The organism is Pseudomonas guineae, assembly GCF_900113745.1.
GTDB classification, from domain to species: domain Bacteria; phylum Pseudomonadota; class Gammaproteobacteria; order Pseudomonadales; family Pseudomonadaceae; genus Aquipseudomonas; species Aquipseudomonas guineae.
In genome coordinates this window covers 38,010-60,064 of record NZ_FOQL01000006.1, presented here as the reverse complement: position 1 = coordinate 60,064, position 22,055 = coordinate 38,010, and the positions used below count along the sequence as shown (strand labels likewise).

Sequence of the window (22,055 nt, the reverse complement as noted above, 5' to 3'; positions counted from 1 at the left end):
ATAGGGGCTTGCAAATTGGGCAGGGAAGGTACGACTAAAGCGCCTTCCTGGCTCAAGAGTCACACGTCAAGGCGTTTTTGCGCCTTGACTACTACATCTAGTGGTGCAACCGCGTGTGCGGCTGTTGCTTTATTCGTTGTCAGGCGCGCTGAGCGCTACGCTGAAGGGGGGCCTGCTGCGCTAGAGCAGACGTGTTGCAAAGGTGTTTCAGGCAACCGGTGACGGGCTAAGTTCAGGCCGTGTGAGCGTTATTCTATTTGTGTCCGGTTGCTAGGCTAAACCCAACATATGGTGGGTGTCGCGCGATTGGCATACAAGATAATGCGCTATCTGGGGTATTGCAAGGCGATCGAGCAAGAACAACCTGTGGATAAGTTGTGGGTGAATTGTGGGTTAAACCGCGCGATTGGCGGCAAGCCCGCGTGCCTACTGGGGTGTACCGTTCGTCGGTGCTCGCCGGGCTTTTCGTGCGGGTTGCGCCGATGTGACTGATCTCTTAGGTAAATACTACATCTAGTGTTTTTTACAGAAATATGGCATGCGCTATGCAGCGCTCGGCCCATTGATACAATGCCGACCGTTTTCGTCTTGTCAGGGAGTCCGTTGTGGAACAGCAGTCGTGGCACATTCTTATTGTCGAAGACGACCAGCGCTTGGCCGAGTTGACCCGTGAGTACTTGCAGGGCAATGGCCTTAATGTGTCCATCGAAATGGACGGCGCCAAGGCGGCCGCGCGAATTTTACAGGAGCAACCTGACTTGGTGATCCTCGACCTGATGCTGCCGGGCGAAGACGGCTTGTCGATCTGCCGCAAGGTGCGTGGGCAATACGAGGGACCGATCCTGATGCTCACCGCGCGTACCGATGATATGGACCAGGTGCTCGGTCTGGAGATGGGCGCGGACGACTATGTCTACAAGCCAGTGCGTCCGCGCGTGCTGCTGGCGCGTATCCGCGCGCTGCTGCGCCGTCATGAAAGCAGTGAGGCGCCAGAGCCGAGTGAGCGCCGGCGTTTGCAGTTCGGCCCGCTGGTGATCGACAGTGCCATGCGCGAGGCCTGGCTGGGTGAGCAGGGCATTGAGCTGACCAGTGCCGAATTCGATTTGTTGTGGCTGCTGACCTCCAACGCAGGACGGATTCTCTCCCGCGAGGAAATCTTCAACGCCCTGCGCGGTATTGAGTACGACGGCCAAGACCGCTCTATCGACGTGCGTATTTCGCGTATTCGGCCAAAAATCGGCGATGACCCGATGCACCCGCGCTTGATCAAGACGGTGCGCAGCAAGGGCTACCTGTTTGTTGCCGAGGCGGCCGAGGCCATGGCATGAACCGCGCCGTGAGCCGCCCATGAATTCGATCTTCCTGCGCATCTATGCCGGCATGCTGGCCGTGCTGGTGTTGGTGGCATTGCTCGGCGTCGGCGCGCTGCAGCTACTTAACGACATGCGCGTGGATCAATACCGCGAGCGCCTGGCCCAGGGCACCTTCCGTCTGATGGCCGATAACCTCACGCCGATGGTGGATATTGAGCGGCGCCGCGCCGTCGCGGTGTGGGGGCGTTTGCTCGGTATTCCGATGCAGGTCTCGTCGCTGCCTGAGGCTGGCCTCGACAGCAGCGCGCGCAACAACCTGCGTCGCGGTCAGGTACTGGTGCAGCAGACCGGCCCGCACGAGGCGCGTATTTACAGCCAGCTGGGGGAACAGCCGCTGTTGTTGGTCGCCGATGTGCAGCAGGTCAGTGAGCAGCTGGCGCGGGCCACCAGCTTTTTGTTGATTGATGAGCTGGTGCGCTACCCCTGGGACGAGCAGCCGCAACGGCTGGCTGCGCTTAAGCGCGATAAGCGCTTCGGTTTCGACCTGCGCCTGGTGCGTCTCGATCAGGCCGACCTCGACCCCGACCAACGTCGCCGCGTGGATGAAGGTGATACGGTGATGGCCTTGGGCCGTGGCGGTGACAGTATTTATGTGTTCTCCGGCATCGTCGACACGCCTTGGGTGCTGGAAATCGGCCCGCTATACCAGATGGACCCTTATCCGGCACAGTGGCTGGTGCTGATCGGCGCGCTAAGCCTGAGCCTGATCGGCATGATGGTTTACCTGTTGGTGCGGCCGCTGGAGCAGCGCTTGAGGGATGTGGAGGCTGCCGCCACGCTGATTGCCAGTGGTCGCCTGGATGCCCGTGTGCCAACCCGCGGTACTGACTCGGTGGCGCGGCTGGCGGCGGCCTTCAACGCTATGGCTGAGCACCTGCAGCGGTCCTTGGGCATTCAGCGCGAGATGGTGCGGGCGGTGTCGCATGAACTGCGCACGCCGGTGGCGCGCCTGCGTTTCGGCCTAGAGATGATCGGTGATGCGCAAACCGATGCGGCGCGGCGTAAATACATGGAGGGCATGGACAACGATATTCAGGACCTCGACAAGCTGGTCGACGAAATGCTCACTTACGCGCGCCTAGAGCAGGGTGCACCAGCGCTGAATTTCCAGCAGGTCGACCTCAACGAACTGATTGATCAAGTGGTTACCGAGCTGGCGCCGCTGCGCGCCAGTGTGCGGGTTGAGCACGGCCCTTCACGCGATGCCTTGGATGGCGGCGGCGCCTGTGTTGAGGCTGAGCTGCGCTACTTGCACCGTGCTCTGCAGAACTTGGTGAGCAACGCCATGCGCCATGCTGAGTCGCGGGTGCGGGTGAGTTACCAGATAGGCTCGCAGCGTTGCCGGGTGGATGTCGAGGATGACGGCCCCGGCGTGCCGGAAGAGGCCTGGGAGCACATCTTTACCCCCTTCCTACGCTTAGACGACAGCCGCACTCGCGCCTCTGGCGGGCATGGTCTGGGCCTGTCCATCGTGCGCCGCATCACCTACTGGCACAGCGGTCGTGCGCAAATCAGCCGCAGCGAGAGCCTGGGTGGCGCGTGCTTTACCCTGATCTGGCCGCGTAAGCAGGGGTGAAAGCAGCCTGGATGCAATCAGGGCTACGGAGTGCTTTCAGCCTCGTAGGGTGGATGGCGCTTTACCCATCCACCAACGGCAATGGTGGATGAAAATAGCGTCATCCACCCTACAGTGCTTATCAACGCGATCTGTCCTTAAAACGGTGCTGGGCACTCGAAGCGCATGCGTTCGCCCGTTTGCGGGTGAGTCAGGCTGAGCATGCTGGCGTGCAGACACAGGCGCGGGTAGGCGGCCAGGGCTTGTGCGTGGGCGTACAGGCCGTCACCGAGCAGCGGATGGCCGATCGAGAGCATGTGCACGCGCAGCTGGTGCGAGCGGCCGGTGATGGGCGTGAGCTCGACGCGGCAATGCTCGGCGTGACGCTCCAGCACTTTCCAGTAGGTCAGCGCATGTTTGCCTTGATCAAAGTCGACCACATGCCGTGGTTTGGTCGGTGGGTCGTAGCGCAGGGGCAGGTCGATGCTGCCGCTGTCCAGCTCGGGTTGGCCCCAGCACAGCGCGGTGTAGGCCTTCTCGGTTTCGCGGTCGTGGAACTGGCGCGACAGCTCGCGGTGGCTGTCGGCGTCACGCGCCAGGACGATGATCCCTGAGGTTTCCCAGTCGAGGCGATGGACGATGCGCGCTTCCGGGTAGCCGTTTTCCTGCAGGCGGGTGACCAGGCAATCACGGTTATCTTCGGCGCGGCCGGGCACCGAGAGCAGCAGAGTGGGTTTGTTGATCACCAGCAGGGCGGCGTCCTGGTGGAGAATTACGACATTCGACAGCGGCATGGGCTTTCCACAAATAGAAACGGCGGCCATGGCCGCCGTTTCGGGGTATTAGACAATCAACGATCAGGCAGGGTGATGTTGAGTTCCAGAATGGAACAGCTGCCCTGGTTTTCCAGTGCGACCTGAACTTGATCCGAATCGATATTGACGTACTTGCGGATCACCTCGACCAGTTCTTGCTGCAGGGCCGGTAGGTAGTCCGGCTGGCTGCGCTGGCCGCGCTCGTGAGCGACGATGATTTGTAAGCGCTCTTTCGCGATGGACGCTGTAGTTTCTTTCTTGCGTTCACGAAAGAAGTCAAAAATGTTCATTCACGACCTCCAAACAAGCGCTGCATGAATCCCTTCTTCTGCACATCGAGGAACCGATGCGCCACTTCCTTGCCCAGCAGGCGGTCAACCGCGTCGCTGTAAGCCTGGCCTGCATCGCTCTGGTCGTCGAGGATCACCGGTACGCCCTGGTTCGAGGCCTTGAGTACGGCCTGCGACTCAGGGATCACGCCGAGTAGGCGGATGGCGAGGATTTCCTCAACGTCTTCAACGCCGAGCATTTCGCCTTTGATCACGCGCTCAGGGTTATAGCGGGTCAACAGGAGGTGTTCCTTGATTGGTTCTTCGCCCTTCTCGGCGCGGCGCGATTTACTTGCCAGCAGGCCGAGCATGCGGTCGGAGTCACGTACCGAGGACACTTCTGGGTTGGTCACGACAATCGCCTCATCGGCGAAGTACATGGCCAGGTGCGCGCCTTTTTCGATACCGGCTGGCGAGTCGCAAACCACGTATTCGAAGTTCTCGCGCAGTTCATTGAGGACTTTTTCAACGCCTTCTTCGGTCAGCGCGTCTTTGTCGCGCGTCTGGCTGGCGGCCAGCACAAAAAGATTTTCCAAGCGCTTATCTTTGATCAGCGCCTGCGACAGGGTGGCTTCGCCGTTGACCACATTGACGAAGTCGTAGACCACGCGGCGCTCGCAGCCCATGATCAGGTCAAGGTTACGCAGGCCGACGTCGAAGTCGACGATGACAGTCTTGTGCCCGCGCAGGGCAAGGCCGGTACCGATGGCAGCGCTGGTGGTGGTTTTACCAACGCCACCTTTGCCGGACGTAACAACGAGGATCTTGGCCAAGGTGATTCACCCTAAAATGTAGAGATAACGCAGGTTCCATGGCCTATTTCAGGCTTCCGGCTGCCCTGTTTGAAAGTGGCGGCAGTATCCGTTAAAGGCGGGTGATGTTCAACACGTCACCCGACAGGCAGACATGCACCGCTTCGCCCCAAAGAGGGTCGCGGCGCAAGTCTTCGGCGACCTTGTAGTGACCGGCGATGGAGAGCAGCTCTGCGCCCATTTGCTGGCAGAAAATCCGCGCCTTGAGGTTGCCCTTGATGCCGGCTAACGCACGGCCGCGCATCGGTGCGTAAACATGGATGTTGCCATCGGCGAGAAGTTCCGCACCGGCGCTGACCGGCGCCAGAACAATCAGGTCGCCGCCCTGGGCATAAATTTGTTGGCCGCCACGCACTGGGCTGGTGATGATCTTGCTCGGTTTGCACTCCGGCTCAGCTGGTTTTTCCGGTTTTGCCGGGGCCAGCTCAATCGGGCGCTCACGCGCACCCGACGGCGGCAGTACGGGCAGGTCCAGCGCTTCGGCGGCGCTAATATCGGCTGCGCGGCTGGCGCGAATGGCCAGGGTGCGCAGGCCGTGCTTGCGGCAGACGGCCATTAGTTCGGCCAGGTCGAGTGTGCCTTCGCTTTCCGGCAGCTTATCGAGAGCCAGGATCAGCGGGGTGTTGCTGAAAAAGGCCGGAGCCTGGGCGACTTTTTCGCTGAGTTGCAGGTCGAGGCGGGCGAGGTCGTTGTACGCTAACTCCATGACGGTGATGGCCAGCATGCTGCCTTTTAGCTGGAATACGGGGTTTTGCTCGAGAAGATCAGCTGGGCTCATGGTCTGCCTGGTACGGCCTGATAAAAGTAAGTCGGTCTTATAGCGAGAACGCCGCGCGCTCGCAAGTTGCATGCGGCGAAACCAAGGCTCAGGGAAAGTCCTGATAGAATGCCGCGCTTTCTTGCGTGCCTCGGACCTGCTTTATGGATCGTCCTGTTTTCCGTGCTTATTTCCTGCATCCGCGTTTCTGGCTGTTGTGGCTGGGTTTGGGGTTGCTGTGGCTGATTGCCCAGCTGCCTTATAAAGTGCTGCTGTGGCTGGGTCGTGGTCTTGGTGCGCTGATGTACCGGCTGGCCAGTGCGCGGCGCAAGATTGCCGCGCGCAACCTAGAGCTGTGTTTCCCGCAGATGGCGGCGGCCGAGCGCGAAGCGTTACTAAAGGAAAACTTCGCCTCGACCGGGATCACCTTCTTTGAGATGGCCATGGCTTGGTGGTGGCCGGCCGAGCGCCTGCGTCGCCTGGGCACAATCGAAGGGCTGGAGCATTTGCGTCAGGCCGAGGCTGACGGTCAGGGCGTGATCCTGATGGCGCTGCATTTCACCACCCTGGAAATGGGCGGTGGCCTGCTCGGCATGGCGCAGAACATGTATGGCATGTATCGCCCACATAAAAACCCGCTGTTTGATTATGTGCAGCGCCGTGGCCGCGAGCAGCGCCTGCTGGGGGTGATCGGCCGTGATGATGTGCGCGGCATGCTCAAGCTGCTGCGCGCCGGCGGGGTGGTGTGGTACGCGCCGGACCAGGACTACGGTGCGCAGCGCAGCCTATTCGTGCCGCTGTTCGGCGTGCCGGCGGCCACTGTGACCGCCACCGGCAAGTTCGCCCGTATGGGGCGTGCTCAGGTGATCCCGTTTACCCAGCAGCGCTTGCCCGATGGTCAGGGCTATCGCCTAGTGATTCATCCGCCGCTAGCGGATTTCCCTACGCAGAGCGAGGAGGTTGATTGCCTGCGGGTTAATCAGTGGGTCGAGCAGGCTGTCCGCGCGTGTCCCGAGCAGTATCTGTGGGCACATCGACGTTTCAAGACCCGGCCCGACGGCGAGCCGAAGCTGTATAAAAAGAAGCGCTAAGCCGATATCCCTCTAGCGGGCTCAGCAGCTAAGTCGGTTTTGTTGGCGCTTGATGGTTTCGTGTGCGCCTGGCGGGCTCCTATACTGGCGAAAAAACAGTGGGAACTCGCCAATGCCGCACACTGCTTCAACCAATCAGCCGGTCACCGGGCTGATTCTCTCCGGCGGTGGCGCCCGGGCGGCCTATCAAGTGGGTGTGCTGGCCGCCATCGCTGACCTGCTGCCCAATGCGGCGCACAACCCTTTCCCTGTAATAGTCGGCACCTCTGCTGGGGCGATCAATGCGGTTGGTCTGGCCTGCGGTGCATTGCACTTCACCGAAGCGGTGCACCGGCTGACCAGTGTGTGGCAGGGTTTTCATACCCGTCATGTGTACCGCAGTGATTGGCCGGGCGTATTGCGTCAGGCCAGCCGCTTTATCGGTCACAGCCTGCTGGGCTTAGGCGGCTCGGTGCCAGTGGCGCTGCTCGACAGCGCACCGCTGGCCAAGCTGCTGGCGCGCGAACTGGATTTCACCGGTATATCCGCCGCCGTGCGGCATCGCCAGTTGCGGGCGGTGGCCGTCACCGCCTTTGGTTACGAGAGCGGTCAGGCGGTGACCTTTTACCAGGGGCGCGGCAACATCGACCCCTGGTTTCGTCATCGACGGGTCGGTGTACCTACCCGGTTAGCGCTTGAGCATCTGCTGGCCAGCGCGGCAATACCGCTGATTTTCCCGCCGGTAAAGATCAACCGCGAATACTTTGGCGACGGTGCAGTGCGCCAGTCAGCCCCGATCAGTCCCGCCTTGCACTTGGGGGCAAACCGCGTGTTGGTGGTCGGGGTCAGTGATAATCCTATAGGCGCGGAAGCCCAGGTGCCGGTAGTACGCCCCAAGGCCAGTCACCCGCCAAGCCTGGCGCAAATCAGTGGGCATATGCTCAACAGCACCTTTGTCGATAATCTGGAAAGCGACATTGAGATGCTTGAGCGGCTCAATCAGATGAGTAGCTTGATTCCCGCCGAGCGCCACCCGCGCGGCCTAGGGCTCAAGCCGGTGGATGTGTTAGTGATTTCACCTAGCCAGCCGCTGGACCTGATCGCCGCCCGTCATCGACGCGAGATGCCCAGGGCGCTGCGCCTGTTTCTACGTGGGCCGGGTGCAACCAAGGCCAGTGGTGCGGGGGTGTTGAGTTACCTGCTGTTCGAGCCAGGTTACTGCAATGAGTTGATTGAGTTGGGTTACCAGGATGCGATGGCGCAAAAGGCGCGCTTAATCGAATTTCTCAGCCTGGATCGTCCGCCAGTGCCGGTCGGGGTCCCCGTGCCGGCCTGAACCGGTTCGCCGGCATGGATGGCGGGCCCTAAAAACCTTTGCGCCTGGCGGATAAAACCGCGCCACGGCCGGCGAGCTGCATTTAAACTGCGCCTTCACGATGCTTTCTGTCGCATTTGCGAAAGCAGCGGTTTACCACGGGTCGGCGCTATAAGAAGTTGTCGCATGGCGGCAATGCCGGCTCTGGATCAGTCCCTACAATCCGTTACGTCGCCTGCTAGTCAATGCAGGTGTTCCTCGTTAGGAGAGCTCAGATGTCTGTTCAGCACGACCCGGTGAAGCGTCACCCGGTGCAGCGCGCCGATTTCGACCAAGTGATGGTGCCTAACTACGCACCCGCTGCCTTTATCCCCGTACGCGGCGCTGGCTCGCGTGTATGGGATCAAAGCGGTCGCGAGCTGATCGACTTTGCCGGTGGTATCGCCGTCAACGTGCTGGGTCATGCCCATCCGGCACTGGTTAACGCGCTGACCGAGCAGGCCGGCAAGCTGTGGCATGTGTCCAACGTGTTCACCAATGAGCCGGCGCTGCGCCTGGCCAAGAAGCTGATTGACGCCACCTTCGCCGATCGTGTGTTCTTCTGTAACTCCGGCGCTGAAGCCAACGAGGCCGCGTTCAAGCTGGCCCGTCGCGTGGCCTTCGATAAGTTTGGCGAAGACAAGCACGAAATCATCGCCGCGACCAACAGCTTCCACGGCCGCACCCTGTTTACTGTCAGCGTCGGTGGGCAGCCAAAGTATTCCGACGGTTTTGGTCCGAAGATTCAGGGCATTAGCCATATTCCCTATAACGATATCGAGGCGCTGAAGGCGGCGGTATCGGACAAAACCTGCGCCGTGGTGCTGGAGCCGATTCAGGGTGAAGGCGGCGTACTGCCGGGCGATCTGGCTTACCTGCAAGCGGCCCGCGAGCTGTGCGACAAGCACAATGCCCTGTTGGTGTTCGACGAAGTGCAGAGCGGCATGGGCCGCAGCGGCGAGTTGTTCGCCTACATGCACTACGGCGTGATCCCGGACATTCTCTCCAGCGCCAAGAGCCTGGGCGGTGGCTTCCCTATTGGCGCAATGCTCACCACCACTGAGCTGGCCAAGCACCTGGCGGTCGGCACTCATGGCACCACCTACGGCGGTAACCCGCTGGCCTGCGCGGTGGGCGAGGCGGTAATCGACACCATCAACACCCCTGAAGTGCTGGCTGGGGTAAAGGCCAAGCATCAGCGTTTTAAAACCAAGCTGGAGCAGATCGGTCAGCAATACGGCGTGTTCAGCGAAGTGCGCGGCCTGGGCTTGTTGATCGGTGCAGTGCTCTCCGATGCGTGGAAAGGCAAGGCCAAGGCGATTCTTGATGCGGCGGCGGTGGAGGGCGTGATGGTCCTGCAAGCCAGCCCGGACGTGGTGCGCTTTGCCCCGAGCCTCGTGGTTGAAGACGCTGATATCGATGAAGGCCTAGCGTGCTTAGAGCGTGCCGTGGCCAAGCTCAGCCAAGCCTGATTGCGGTCTGATCCGTCGTTATTGCGGCGGTTCAGGCTGTGCCCGCTCGACCCAGGACGGGTTGAGCTAACAGCAAGGAAGCCCGTCTCTGTGTGTGCCGCGGCCTTGGCCTGCGGTTTTCTCTGAGTGGCTCGCGAGGGCTTCTTGGAACTTTTATTCAAAGGAGTGACACCATGCTGGTGATGCGCCCCGCGCAAATGGCCGACCTCACTGAAGTGCAGCGTCTCGCCGTGGACAGCCCGGTTGGTGTGACTTCACTGCCGGACGACAGTGGCCGTCTGCGCGAAAAGATTGCTGCCTCGGAAGCCTCGTTCTCCGCCGAAGTCAGCTTTAACGGTGAAGAGAGCTACTTTTTCGTCCTCGAAGACAGCGCCAGCGGCCGTTTGGTTGGTTGCTCCGGCATCGTCGCCTCGGCCGGTTACTCGGAGCCGTTTTACAGCTTCCGCAACGAAACCTTCGTGCATAACTCGCGCGAGCTGAAGATCCATAACAAGATCCACGTACTTTCGCTGTGCCACGACCTCACCGGTAACAGCTTGCTGACAAGCTTCTACGTCGAGCAACCGCTGGTGAATACCGCCTGGTCCGACCTCAACTCGCGGGCGCGTCTGCTGTTTTTGGCCAGCCACCCGGAGCGCTTTGCTGATGCTGTTGTGGTGGAGATCGTTGGTTACAGCGATGACGCTGGCGATTCGCCGTTCTGGGATGCCGTGGGGCGTAACTTCTTCGATATGAACTACACCGAAGCCGAGCGCCTGTGTGGTCTTAAGAGCCGCACCTTCCTCGCTGAGTTGATGCCGCACTACCCGATTTATGTGCCGTTGCTGCCGGATGAAGCCCAGGAAGCCATGAGGCAGGTGCATCCACGGGCGCAGATCAGCTTTGACATTCTCATGCGTGAAGGCTTTGAGACCGACCATTACATCGACATCTTCGATGGCGGCCCGACTCTACATGCGCGCACCTCGGGCATTCGCTCGATTGCCCAGAGCCGCGTGGTGCCAGTGCATGTCTCTTCTGCTGAGCCGCGCGAGCCGATCAAAGGCGGGCGGCCGTACTTGATCAGCAATGGTCAGCTACAGGATTTTCGCGCGATTGTCGCGGAGCTGGATTGGGCACCGGGTAAGCCGGTCACCCTAAGTGTTGCGGCCGCCGAAGCCCTAGGCGTCGGCGAGGGCGTCAGCGTACGCCTGGTTGCGGTTTAAGGAGTTAGCGCATGATCGTTCGTCCCGTTCGCAGCACCGATCTGCCAGCTCTGTTTCAACTGGCACGCAGTACCGGCGCTGGTCTGACCACGTTGCCCGCCAATGAGGAGCGCTTGGCGCACCGCGTCGGCTGGGCTGAAAAAACCTTTCGCGGTGAGGCCGCCCGCGGCGATGCCGACTACCTGTTCGTGCTTGAAGACGACAATGGCGAGGTGGTCGGTATTTCGGCTGTCGCCGGTGCTGTTGGCCTGCGCGAGCCTTGGTACAACTACCGGGTTGGTTTGACCGTCAGCGCCTCGCAGGAACTGAATATCCATCGGCAGATTCCCACCCTGTTCTTGGCCAACGACCTGACCGGTAACTCCGAGCTGTGCTCGCTGTTCTTGCGCAGCGACCAACGCAGCGGGCTCAACGGTCGTTTGTTGTCGAAGGCGCGCTTTCTGTTTATCGCCGAATTCCGTGAGCTATTCGGTGACAAGGTTATCGCCGAGATGCGCGGTATGTCCGATGAGCAGGGCCGCTCGCCGTTCTGGGAATGCCTGGGTCGGCACTTTTTTAGAATGGAATTCAGTCAGGCCGACTACCTCACGGGCGTCGGCAACAAGGCCTTTATCGCCGAGCTGATGCCTAAGTTTCCGCTCTACACCTGCTTCCTTTCCGAGGATGCGCGCAACACCATCGGTCGCGTCCATCCGGACACCGAGCCGGCGCTGGCCATGCTTAAGGGCGAAGGTTTCAGTTATCAGGGCTATGTCGACATCTTCGACGCCGGCCCGGCCATCGAGGCGCAAACCGCGAAAATCCGTGCGATACACGACAGTCAGGTGCTGGTGCTGGCCATCGGCACGCCAGGCGATGACGCCACGCACTACCTGATTCATAACCGTAAGCGTGAAGACTGCCGCATTACGGTTGCGGCGGCGCGTCTGGCGGCCGGTACGTTGGTGGTTGATGCGCAAACCGCCAAACGTCTGCAGCTGTCAGCGGGTGATCAGGTTCGCGCGGTCGCGGTTTCCGCGCGCGGCTAAACGTTGCGCCTTCGCGTCGATTATGGCGCGGCTAAACGTTGCGCCTTCGCGTCGATTATGGCGCGGCTATCTCAAATTGCTGATTCGGCGGCTAGCCGGGTCTCCACCTTGCTGGGAGTGATAAAACAAGATGAGCACTCATTACATCGCCGGTGCCTGGCACGCAGGTCAGGGTGAAGCCCTGGAATCGCTCAATCCGGTTAGCCAGGAAGCCATCTGGCACGGTCAGGCAGCCAGCGCTGCCCAGGTTGATGCGGCGGTGCAGGCGGCCCGCGCCGCATTCCCAGCCTGGGCCTCGCGCTCGCTGGATCAGCGCATTGCCGTGCTCGAGCAGTTTGCCGCCACCCTCAAGCAGCAGGCTGACGCGCTGGGCCACTGCATTGGCGAGGAAACTGGCAAGCCGTTGTGGGAAACCGCCACCGAAGTCACCAGCATGGCCAACAAAGTCGCCATTTCGGTACAAAGTTATCGCGAGCGCACCGGCGAGAAGAGCGGTCCGCTGGCCGATGCCACCGCGGTATTACGGCACAAACCGCATGGCGTAGTCGCAGTGTTCGGGCCTTATAACTTCCCTGGCCACTTGCCCAACGGCCACATTGTGCCGGCGCTGCTGGCAGGCAACTGCGTGGTGTTCAAGCCCAGCGAACTGACGCCGAAAGTCGCCGAGTTAACGGTCAAGTGCTGGATTGAAGCCGGCCTGCCGACGGGCGTACTTAACCTGGTGCAGGGCGCCCGTGATACCGGCATGGCGCTGGCGGCCCATGCGGGCATCGACGGGCTGTTCTTCACCGGTTCCAGCCGCACGGGCAACCTGCTGCATAAGCAGTTTTCCGGTCGTCCGAACAAAATTCTTGCGCTGGAAATGGGTGGCAACAACCCGCTGGTGGTTGATCAGGTCAGCGACATCAATGCCGCCGTGTACACCATCATCCAGTCGGCGTTTATTTCCGCCGGCCAGCGCTGCACTTGTGCGCGGCGCCTGCTGGTGCCGCAAGGCGCGTGGGGTGACAGCTTGCTGGAGCGCCTGGTGGAAGTGGCGGCGAGTATCAAAGTGGGTAGTTTCGATGCTCAGCCCGCGCCGTTTATGGGCTCGGTGATTTCCCTGGATGCTGCTCAGCACTTGCTCAAGGCGCAGCAGCACCTGCTGACCCAGGGCGCCAAGCCGCTGCTGAAAATGTCCCAGCCGTTGCAAGGCGCGGCTTTGCTCACGCCTGGCATTATTGATGTTACGGACCTGGCCGAACGGGCGGATGAGGAGCTCTTCGGCCCGCTGCTGCAGGTGATTCGCTACACCGATTTTGATGCCGCGATTGCTGAGGCCAACAACACGCAATATGGCCTGGCTGCTGGGCTGCTGTCCGACTCCAAGGCGCGCTATGAGCAGTTCTGGCTGCACAGTCGCGCGGGTATCGTTAACTGGAACAAGCAGCTGACCGGTGCCGCTAGCACCGCGCCGTTTGGCGGTGTTGGGGCGTCCGGTAACCACCGCGCCAGTGCCTATTACGCGGCTGATTATTGCGCCTACCCAGTGGCTTCGCTGGAGGCTGATAGCCTGAGCCTGCCTGCCACCCTAACGCCGGGAGTCAGCCTATGAGCCCAGTAGCCAGCACGAGCGCATATGAAGTCAATTTTGACGGTTTGGTCGGGCCGACCCATAACTATGGCGGCTTGTCCTACGGCAACGTGGCCTCACAGAGCAACAGCCAGGTAGGGTCGAACCCGAAAGAGGCCGCCAAGCAGGGCCTGGCTAAGATGAAGGCCTTGATGGAGATGGGCTTCAAGCAGGGCGTGCTGGCCCCGCAAGAGCGCCCGAATGTGGCTGTGCTGCGCAGCTTGGGGTTTACCGGCACCGATGCACAAGTAATCCAGAAGGCCGCGAAAGACGCCATGCCGTTGCTGGTTGCAAGCTGCTCGGCCTCCAGCATGTGGACGGCCAACGCCTGCACCGTCAGCCCCAGTGCCGATACGGCCGATGGTCGCGTGCATTTCACCGCCGCCAACCTCAACTGCAAATTCCACCGCTCCATTGAACACCCGACCACCAGCCGTGTGCTCGGCGCGATGTTCGCCAACGAGCAGCACTTCGCCCACCACGCCGCGCTGCCTGCAGTTGCTCAGTTCGGCGATGAAGGTGCGGCGAATCACACGCGCTTCTGCAAAGGCTACGGCGATGCCGGTGTGGAGTTCTTTGTATTCGGCCGCAGTGCTTTTGATAGTCGGTTCCCGGCGCCGCAGCGCTACCCAGCGCGGCAAACCCTGGAGGCTTCGCAGGCCGTGGCGCGCCTGCATGGCTTGAGCGATGACGGTGTGGTTTACGCCCAGCAAACGCCGGCGGTGATCGATCAAGGCGTGTTCCACAATGATGTAATCGCCGTGGGTAACGGCGAGGTGCTGTTCTATCACCAAGACGCCTTCCTCGACAGCGATAAGGTGCTGGCAGCGTTAAGTGAAAAGCTCGCTCGCCGTGGCGGCAACTTCCAGCCGGTGTGTGTGCCACGTGACGCGGTGCCGGTGGCGGATGCGGTCAAGTCTTACCTGTTCAATAGCCAACTGCTGAGTCGCGCCGATGGCGGCATGCTGTTGATCGTGCCGGAAGAGTGCCGCAACAACAGCAATGTTTGGAACTACTTGCAGCAACTGACTAGTGGTAACGGGCCGATCCGCGAGGTGCAGGTGTTTGATCTCAAGCAGAGCATGCAAAACGGCGGCGGCCCCGCGTGCCTGCGCCTGCGCGTGGCACTTAAGGAAGACGAGTTGGCGGCGGTCAATCAGGGCGTGATCATGACGCCGTCGCTTTACGACACACTCAACGTCTGGGTCGACAAACACTACCGCGATCGCCTGAGCGAAAACGATCTGGCTGATCCACAATTGCTGAACGAGTGCCGTACGGCCTTGGATGAACTGACGCAGATCCTTAAACTGGGCGCGGTTTATCCCTTTCAATTAGCTGAGTAGGGTGGATCACGTTTTATCGATCCACCGGTGTATGTAAAAAGCGACATCCACCCTACGTCCAATACTGTGGAGATTTTATGAGCGATGCCCTGCAACTGATCCTCGAAGACACTGACGGCACCCAGCTGGAAACCTCCTGCACACGCTTTGCCGTGATCTGGCAGGGCCAGGAAATCTGGTTCCAGCAAGTGGGCAATAACCAGTTGATGATCGGTGTCGAGGTCGAGGAAGGCGCAGCTGAATACGCCAACCTGCTGCTGCGCCCGCTGGCCACTAACCTGGTTAGCTTGGAAGTGGAAATGGAAGCCGCCGATGTAGGCGATGACGACGATCACGTGCACGGCCCTGACTGTAATCACGACTGAGGAAACCCCCATGCTTGCCCTCGGCAAACTGCTTGAACTGACCTTGGCCGGCCATGAGCCGGCAGCGAAGATTCAACTGACTCCGGAGGGCACGCGCCTGCGTTGGCTGGCCGAGGGGGCGTTGGAAGTGACGCCGCCTGCGGCCCGCGACAACGGCCAGGACCTGCTGTTCTCAGCCGGCATCCATGGCAATGAAACCGCGCCCATCGAACTGCTTGACCGCCTGCTGCAGGGCATTGCCCGTAATCAACTGCAGCCGCAGGCGCGGATTCTTTTTCTGTTTGGTAATACTGCCGCCATGCGCCGCGGCGAGCGCTATATCGAGCAAGATATCAATCGCCTGTTCAACGGTCGCCACGACCAGCACAGTGGCGCTGAGGCGCTGCGAGCCTGTGAGTTGGAGCATCTAGCGGCTGCCTTTTTCAGTAAGCCCGAGCGTACGCGCCTGCATTACGACCTGCACACCGCTATTCGAGCGTCGAAGATCGAGCAGTTTGCCCTCTACCCCTTTCAAGACGGTCGCCCGCGCAGCCAGCGTGAGCTGTCGCGCCTGAATGCTGCCGGAATTGAGGCAGTCCTGCTGCACAACAAAAGCTCTGTCACCTTCAGTGCTTTCACCTATAGCCAGTTAGGGGCTGAAGCCCTGACGCTTGAGCTGGGTAAGGCGCGGCCGTTTGGGCAGAACGAACGGGTCAACCTTGATCGTCTTGAGCTGCACCTGCAGGCCCTGATTGAAGGGCGCGAGCTTGAAGGCGCCACGGATGATCTAGGCGAGCTGAAACTGTTTGCCGTAGCCCGTGAAGTGATCAAGCACAGCGATGCGTTTCAGTTGCACCTGCCAGCGGATGTCGAGAACTTCAGCGAATTGCCCGTTGGCTACCTGCTGGCAGAAGATCTCAGTGATACCCGCTGGGTGATCGATGAGCCGGGTACGCGGATCATCTTTCCCAATCCCAAGGTCAAAAACGGCCTACGTGCCGGCATTCTGATTGTTCCCGCTGAAGACGTGCAGCTGATCTAAGCGGCGTGTGGTGGTTTCCGGATTTCATCCGGGATACTAGCGGGGTTAGTCTTTAGCCCGAATGTGCATCAGCCTATCCACACGGATCTATCTGTCCCGCCATTGTTCCCCCTATCTGTACCTTGTTCGCCCGCCTAAGGCGCCTTAGCATCGGGTTTCCGTCATGCTAAGGATTCTTCGTTATGCCCATCATTGACCTGCGCAGCGATACCGTCACCCAGCCGACACGCGGCATGCGCGAAGCCATGCAGGCCGCTGAACTTGGCGATGACGTCTATGGCGAGGACCCCACGGTTAACCGGCTGGAGCACTATCTGGCCGCTGAGTTGGGCTTTGAGGCTGCGCTGTTTGTGCCCACCGGCACCATGAGCAACCTGCTCGGCCTGATGGCCCACTGCGCGCGCGGCGATGAGTACATCGTCGGTCAGCAGGCGCACACCTATAAATACGAAGGCGGCGGCGCGGCAGTGCTTGGCTCGATTCAGCCGCAGCCCATCGAGGGCGAGGCTGATGGCTCGCTCGATCTGGCCAAGGTTGAAGCGGCCATCAAACAGGATGACTTTCACTTCGCCCGTACTCGTCTGTTGGCGCTGGAAAACACCATGCAGGGCAAAGTGCTGCCGCAGTCTTACCTGCAAGCGGCGCGCGAACTGACCACGCGCCGTGGACTGGCACTGCACCTAGACGGTGCGCGCCTGTACAACGCCGCGGTCAAGCTGGGCGTGCCGGCAAGGGAGATTACTCAGTACTTTGATTCGGTGTCGGTGTGCTTGTCCAAGGGCCTCGGCGCGCCAGTTGGTTCGGTACTGTGCGGCTCAGCCGAGCTGATTGGCAGGGCGCGGCGTTTGCGCAAGATGGTCGGCGGCGGCATGCGTCAGGCCGGTATGCTCGCAGCTGCGGGGTTGTATGCGCTTGAGCATCAGGTGCAGCGGCTGGCTGACGATCATGCCAATGCCGAGCGCTTGGCCGCTGGCTTGCGTGAGCAGGGTTACGCGGTAGAGCCGGTGCAGAGCAATATGGTCTACGTCGAGGTGGGTGAGCAGGCCGGAGCGCTGCAGGCTTTCTGCGCTGCGCGTGGCATCAAGCTCTCAGCTGCGCCGCGATTGCGCATGGTGACGCACCTGGATATCGCCTCGGTGGATATCGACAAGGTTATTGCCGCCTTTGCCGGTTTCCGCACGGGCTGAATAGCCCAGGGCTTTTAATAGCCGTTATCTATCAATAAAGTCACTAGCCCCATGGCGCAGGCCCGATATAATGCGGCCCTTTGCCGGCTTCGTTGTGGCCGCTGGTTTTTGGAAGATTCCTATGAAAAGCGCAGAAATCCGTGAAGCCTTCCTCAGCTTCTTCGAACAGAAGGGACACACCCGTGTCGCCTCCAGCTCCCTGATTCCGGGCAATGACCCGACCCTGTTGTTCACCAACGCGGGGATGAACCAGTTCAAGGATTGCTTCCTCGGCCTGGAAAAGCGCGCCTATACTCGCGCTACCAGCAGCCAGAAGTGCGTACGCGCCGGCGGCAAGCACAATGACCTGGAGAACGTCGGTTATACCGCGCGTCACCACACCTTCTTCGAAATGCTGGGTAATTTCAGCTTTGGCGACTATTTCAAGCGCGATGCCATCCACTACGCCTGGGAGTTTCTCACTGGCGACAAGTGGCTGAACCTGCCGAAAGAAAAACTCTGGGTCACCGTCTATGCCAGCGACGATGAGGCCTACGACATTTGGAACAAAGAAATCGGCGTGCCGGCTGAGCGGATGATCCGCATCGGCGATAACAAAGGCGCGCCGTACGCCTCGGACAACTTCTGGGCCATGGGCGATACCGGCCCGTGCGGCCCGTGCACCGAAATCTTCTTCGACCACGGCGAGCACATCTGGGGCGGTCCGCCCGGCTCGCCAGAAGAGGACGGTGATCGCTACATCGAAATCTGGAACAACGTCTTCATGCAGTTCAACCGCACCGCTGATGGCGTGATGCATCCGCTGCCGGCGCCGAGTGTGGACACCGGCATGGGCCTGGAGCGCGTGAGTGCGGTGCTACAACACGTCAACTCGAACTACGAGATCGACCTGTTCCAGAGCCTGCTGAATGCCGCGGCCAAGGCTATTGGCTGTGCCAACGAAGCTCAGGCTTCGCTGAAAGTGGTGGCTGACCATATCCGTTCGTGCGGCTTCCTGATCGCTGACGGCGTGACGCCGTCCAATGAAGGCCGTGGCTATGTGTTGCGCCGCATCATTCGTCGCGCCTGCCGTCACGGTAACAAGCTGGGCGCCAAGGGCAGCTTCTTCTACCAGATCGTGGCTGCGCTGGTGGCCGAGATGGGCGATGCCTTTCCGGAGCTTAAGCAGCAGCAAGCGCATATTGAGCGCGTGCTGAAAACCGAAGAAGAGCAGTTCGCCAAGACTCTTGAGCAGGGTCTGAAGATTCTTGAGCAGGATCTGTCTGAGCTGAAAGGTACCGTGATCCCCGGCGATGTGATCTTCAAGCTGTACGACACCTTCGGCTTCCCGATGGATCTCACTGGTGATATCGCCCGTGAGCGCGAGCTGACCTTGGATGAGGAAGGCTTCGAGCGCGAAATGCAGGCGCAGCGTGAGCGTGCCAGGTCCGCCAGCTCCTTCGGCATGGATTACAACGCGCTGGTCAAGGTCGACAGCGACACCACATTCCTCGGTTATCAGGGCACCAGCGGTAGCGGTAAAATCATCGCACTGTTTAAGGCCGGTCAGGCGGTCGACAGTCTGAATGAAGGCGAAGAGGGCGTGGTAGTCCTCGATCAAACGCCGTTCTACGCCGAATCTGGTGGTCAGATTGGTGATTGCGGCTTCCTCGAGGGCACCGGCGTGCGCTTCGATGTGCGCGACACCAATAAAGCAGGCGGCGCCTATCTGCACCATGGCGTGGCGGTTAAAGGTGGTTTAAGCGTCGGTACTTCAGTCAAGGCGGAGGTGGATGCCAGCGTGCGCCAGGCCACCTCGCTCAATCACTCGGCCACCCACTTGCTGCATGCCGCGCTGCGTCAGGTACTCGGTGATCACGTGACCCAGAAGGGCTCGTTGGTCGACAGTCAGCGCCTGCGTTTTGACTTCAGTCACTTCGAGGCCATTAGTCCAGCGCAACTGAAAGAGCTGGAAACCATCGTCAACCGTGAAATACGCGGCAATAGCGACGTTGAAACCCTGGAAACCGACATCGAAACCGCCAAGGCCAAAGGTGCCATGGCGCTGTTCGGTGAGAAGTACGGTGATCAGGTGCGCGTACTGAGTATGGGCGGTGACTTCTCCGTTGAGCTGTGTGGCGGCATTCATGCGAAACGCACCGGTGATATAGGCCTGTTCAAAATCATCAGCGAAAGCGGTGTGGCCGCAGGTGTGCGGCGTATCGAAGCGGTCACCGGCGCTGCGGCGTTTGCCTACCTCAATGGTGCAGAAGAACAGCTGAAAGAAGCCGCTGCGCTGGTTAAAGGCAGTCGCGAAAATCTGTTGGACAAGCTGGCCGGTGTGCTAGAGCGCAACCGTCAGTTGGAGAAGGAGTTAGAGCAGCTTAAGGCCAAGGCCGCGAGCGCTGCCGGTAATGACTTAGCGGGCTCGGCTATCGAGGTTAAAGGCATCAAGGTACTGACTGCGCGTCTCGATGGTTTGGATGGCAAAGCGCTGCTGGCCATGGTCGATCAGTTGAAGAATAAGCTCGGCAGCGCAGTGATTCTGCTCGGCGGCGTGCAGGACGAGAAGGTCGTGCTTGTGGCGGGTGTGACGCAAGACCTGACCGCCAAGCTGAAAGCTGGCGAGCTGATGAAGCAAGCTGCTGCCGCAGTAGGCGGTAAGGGTGGTGGTCGACCGGACATGGCGCAAGGTGGCGGCGTTGATGCGGCTGCGCTGGATGCCGCGTTGGGCTTGGCTGTTACGTTTGTCGAACAAGGTTTATAAGTGCCTGATTTTAGGCGCGCAGCCCAAGGCTCGGTATACGCCCGGCGGGCCTTGGCAGGTTATTGAGTTGAATGTTTAATGGGCGCCCTTCACGGGCTGAGGCGGCTTTGAAATGGCTTTGATCGTACAGAAATTTGGCGGCACGTCCGTCGGCACTGTTGAGCGTATTCAGCAGGTAGCCGCGAAGGTGAAGAAGTTCCGTGAAAACGGTGATGACATTGTGGTTGTGGTTTCCGCCATGAGCGGTGAAACCAATCGCCTGGTCGATCTAGCCAAACAGGTTAGTGATGGTCAGCCGGTACCGCGTGAATTCGATGTGATGGTCTCGACGGGCGAGCAGGTGACTATTGCCCTGTTGGCCATGGCGCTGATCAAGATTGGCGTACCCGCTGTGTCCTACACCGGCAGTCAGGTGCGCATCCTGACAGACAGTACGCACAACAAAGCGCGCATCCTGCAGATCGATGACCAGAAGTTGCGTACCGACCTCAAGGCCGGGCGTGTGGTGGTGGTCGCCGGTTTCCAAGGCGTTGACGAGCACGGCAATATCACCACCCTTGGGCGTGGTGGCTCCGACACCACCGGTGTGGCACTGGCTGCGGCGTTAAAGGCCGATGAATGCCAGATCTATACCGATGTCGATGGTGTTTACACCACCGACCCGCGGGTTGTGCCAAAGGCTCAGCGCTTGAGCAAGATTACCTTTGAAGAAATGCTGGAGATGGCCAGCCTGGGCTCTAAGGTGTTGCAAATTCGCGCCGTGGAGTTCGCCGGCAAATACAACGTCCCGCTGCGCGTGTTGCACAGCTTTCAAGAGGGTCCGGGCACCCTCATTACTATTGATGAAGAGGAATCCATGGAACAGCCGATCATCTCTGGCATCGCCTTTAATCGCGATGAGGCCAAGCTGACTATCCGTGGCGTACCGGATATTCCGGGCGTAGCGTTCAAGATCCTCGGGCCGGTCAGTGCCGCCAATGTAGAAGTCGACATGATCGTGCAGAACGTTGCGCACGATAACACCACCGACTTCACCTTCACCGTGCATCGCAATGATTACAGCAACGCCATGCAGGTGCTGGAGAAAACCGCCCAAGAGCTAGGCGCGCGTGAAGTGGTGGGCAATACCGATATTGCCAAGGTCTCCATCGTGGGTGTCGGTATGCGCTCCCATGCGGGTGTTGCCAGCCGTATGTTCGAGTCGTTGGCCCTAGAAAATATCAATATCCAGATGATCTCCACTTCGGAAATCAAGGTCTCCGTGGTAATCGAGGAGAAATATCTGGAGTTGGCAGTGCGTGCCCTGCACACTGCTTTTGAACTGGATGCCCCGGCCCGCAAGGGCGAGTAGGGCATTATCCGAAAGGCGCGGTTTATCCCGCGCCTTTCGCCTTTTTTGGTTGGCATGAGCAGGGCTTTCTTTCTGCTCACACTGGTCAATACTTGGGTGAAGGCTCTGCTTAAGATGTTCGGGGCTGCCACCATTTTATTTTGCAGACTGCTGTTGTCCTGAACTGATATCCCTAAGGAGAAAGGAATGCTGATTCTGACTCGTCGGGTTGGAGAGACCTTGATGGTGGGTGACGAAGTCACTGTCACTGTGCTGGGTGTTAAAGGTAATCAGGTGCGCATTGGCGTTAACGCGCCGAAAGAAGTTGCTGTGCACCGCGAAGAAATCTACCAGCGCATCCAGAAAGAGAAAGGCGAAGAACCAAGCCACTAATTTTTATCGAAATTTTGGCTTTGCAAACGGGGAAAACATGGTTATCATGCGCCCCGTGTTGCGGAGAGGTGGCCGAGTGGCCGAAGGCGCTCCCCTGCTAAGGGAGTACATCTCAAAAGGGTGTCGGGGGTTCGAATCCCCCCTTCTCCGCCATTATTTAGTGTTGTAGGTATTGCGGTTTAGATGTCTACAGTGCGGCGTTACATGCACTCATAGCTCAGCTGGATAGAGTACTCGGCTACGAACCGAGCGGTCGGAGGTTCGAATCCTCCTGAGTGCACCAAA

At 59.9% G+C, this 22,055-nt stretch carries 19 protein-coding genes and 2 tRNA genes; 17 read left to right on the top strand and 4 right to left on the bottom strand.

The features are described from left to right. Positions 1-605: 605 nt before the first annotated feature. Positions 606-1,328, top strand: coding sequence for a response regulator (locus BMZ32_RS17705; protein WP_090244452.1), 723 nt, complete (start codon positions 606-608; stop codon positions 1,326-1,328). A gap of 19 nt (positions 1,329-1,347) precedes the next feature. Further along, a complete protein-coding gene (locus BMZ32_RS17700; protein ID WP_090244450.1) occupies positions 1,348-2,949 on the top strand; it encodes an ATP-binding protein in 1,602 nt (533 codons plus the stop codon). A gap of 137 nt (positions 2,950-3,086) precedes the next feature. Here the strand turns inward: BMZ32_RS17700 and BMZ32_RS17695 are convergent, their stop codons facing one another. The 4 genes from BMZ32_RS17695 to minC form a co-directional block, all read right to left on the bottom strand. After that, positions 3,087-3,722: an RluA family pseudouridine synthase gene (locus tag BMZ32_RS17695; RefSeq protein WP_090244448.1), complete on the bottom strand. Its 636-nt coding sequence runs from the start codon at positions 3,720-3,722 to the stop codon at positions 3,087-3,089. 56 nt (positions 3,723-3,778) lie between these two features. Continuing rightward, positions 3,779-4,033: a cell division topological specificity factor MinE gene (minE, locus tag BMZ32_RS17690; protein WP_025165363.1), complete on the bottom strand. Its 255-nt coding sequence runs from the start codon at positions 4,031-4,033 to the stop codon at positions 3,779-3,781. Beyond that, a complete protein-coding gene (minD, locus tag BMZ32_RS17685; RefSeq protein ID WP_090244446.1) occupies positions 4,030-4,845 on the bottom strand; it encodes a septum site-determining protein MinD in 816 nt (271 codons plus the stop codon). Before minD ends, minE begins: the two co-directional genes overlap by 4 nt. A 91-nt stretch (positions 4,846-4,936) precedes the next feature. Then, positions 4,937-5,662 (bottom strand): septum site-determining protein MinC, encoded by a 726-nt coding sequence (gene minC, locus BMZ32_RS17680; RefSeq protein ID WP_090244444.1) that lies wholly within the window; start codon positions 5,660-5,662, stop codon positions 4,937-4,939. 143 nt (positions 5,663-5,805) lie between these two features. Between minC and BMZ32_RS17675 the strand changes: the two genes are divergently transcribed. The 15 genes from BMZ32_RS17675 to BMZ32_RS17605 all read left to right on the top strand — a co-directional run bounded on the left by BMZ32_RS17675 (position 5,806) and on the right by BMZ32_RS17605 (position 22,053). Next, complete coding sequence (locus tag BMZ32_RS17675) at positions 5,806-6,732, top strand: lipid A biosynthesis lauroyl acyltransferase (RefSeq protein ID WP_090244442.1); 927 nt, start codon at positions 5,806-5,808, stop codon at positions 6,730-6,732. A 112-nt stretch (positions 6,733-6,844) separates the two neighbouring features. Next, complete coding sequence (locus BMZ32_RS17670; protein WP_090244440.1) at positions 6,845-8,047, top strand: patatin-like phospholipase family protein; 1,203 nt, start codon at positions 6,845-6,847, stop codon at positions 8,045-8,047. A gap of 254 nt (positions 8,048-8,301) precedes the next feature. Next, positions 8,302-9,537, top strand: a complete 1,236-nt coding sequence (locus BMZ32_RS17665) for an aspartate aminotransferase family protein (RefSeq protein WP_090244438.1) — start codon at positions 8,302-8,304, stop codon at positions 9,535-9,537. A 173-nt stretch (positions 9,538-9,710) separates the two neighbouring features. Beyond that, entirely contained in the window at positions 9,711-10,742 is a 1,032-nt protein-coding gene (aruF, locus tag BMZ32_RS17660) for an arginine/ornithine succinyltransferase subunit alpha (protein WP_090244436.1), read from the top strand. Between the two features lie 11 nt (positions 10,743-10,753). Then, the gene (astA, locus tag BMZ32_RS17655; protein ID WP_090244434.1) at positions 10,754-11,770 is read left to right on the top strand and encodes an arginine N-succinyltransferase; all 1,017 of its coding nucleotides are present in this window, start codon (positions 10,754-10,756) and stop codon (positions 11,768-11,770) included. Between the two features lie 130 nt (positions 11,771-11,900). Next, positions 11,901-13,364 carry a succinylglutamate-semialdehyde dehydrogenase gene (gene astD, locus BMZ32_RS17650; RefSeq protein WP_090244432.1) on the top strand — a complete coding sequence of 488 codons (1,464 nt, stop codon included), beginning with the start codon at positions 11,901-11,903 and terminating at the stop codon, positions 13,362-13,364. Next, a complete protein-coding gene (gene astB / locus BMZ32_RS17645) occupies positions 13,361-14,728 on the top strand; it encodes an N-succinylarginine dihydrolase (RefSeq protein WP_090244430.1) in 1,368 nt (455 codons plus the stop codon). Before astD ends, astB begins: the two co-directional genes overlap by 4 nt. A 77-nt stretch (positions 14,729-14,805) precedes the next feature. Further along, positions 14,806-15,093 (top strand): topoisomerase II, encoded by a 288-nt coding sequence (locus BMZ32_RS17640; RefSeq protein ID WP_090244428.1) that lies wholly within the window; start codon positions 14,806-14,808, stop codon positions 15,091-15,093. A 10-nt stretch (positions 15,094-15,103) separates the two neighbouring features. Beyond that, a complete protein-coding gene (gene astE / locus BMZ32_RS17635; RefSeq protein WP_090244426.1) occupies positions 15,104-16,114 on the top strand; it encodes a succinylglutamate desuccinylase in 1,011 nt (336 codons plus the stop codon). Positions 16,115-16,296: 182 nt separating this feature from the next. Then, on the top strand, positions 16,297-17,301 hold the full coding sequence (ltaE, locus tag BMZ32_RS17630) for a low-specificity L-threonine aldolase (RefSeq protein ID WP_090244424.1): 1,005 nt from the start codon (positions 16,297-16,299) through the stop codon (positions 17,299-17,301). A gap of 121 nt (positions 17,302-17,422) precedes the next feature. Further along, entirely contained in the window at positions 17,423-20,047 is a 2,625-nt protein-coding gene (alaS, locus tag BMZ32_RS17625; protein WP_090244421.1) for an alanine--tRNA ligase, read from the top strand. A 112-nt stretch (positions 20,048-20,159) separates the two neighbouring features. Then, positions 20,160-21,398, top strand: a complete 1,239-nt coding sequence (locus BMZ32_RS17620) for an aspartate kinase (protein ID WP_090244419.1) — start codon at positions 20,160-20,162, stop codon at positions 21,396-21,398. Positions 21,399-21,584: 186 nt separating this feature from the next. Further along, the gene (gene csrA, locus BMZ32_RS17615) at positions 21,585-21,770 is read left to right on the top strand and encodes a carbon storage regulator CsrA (RefSeq protein ID WP_025165378.1); all 186 of its coding nucleotides are present in this window, start codon (positions 21,585-21,587) and stop codon (positions 21,768-21,770) included. 62 nt (positions 21,771-21,832) lie between these two features. After that, positions 21,833-21,923, top strand: a tRNA-Ser gene (locus BMZ32_RS17610). Positions 21,924-21,976: 53 nt separating this feature from the next. Further along, positions 21,977-22,053: transfer RNA gene (locus BMZ32_RS17605), tRNA-Arg, on the top strand. The last annotated feature ends 2 nt before the right edge of the window (positions 22,054-22,055 follow it).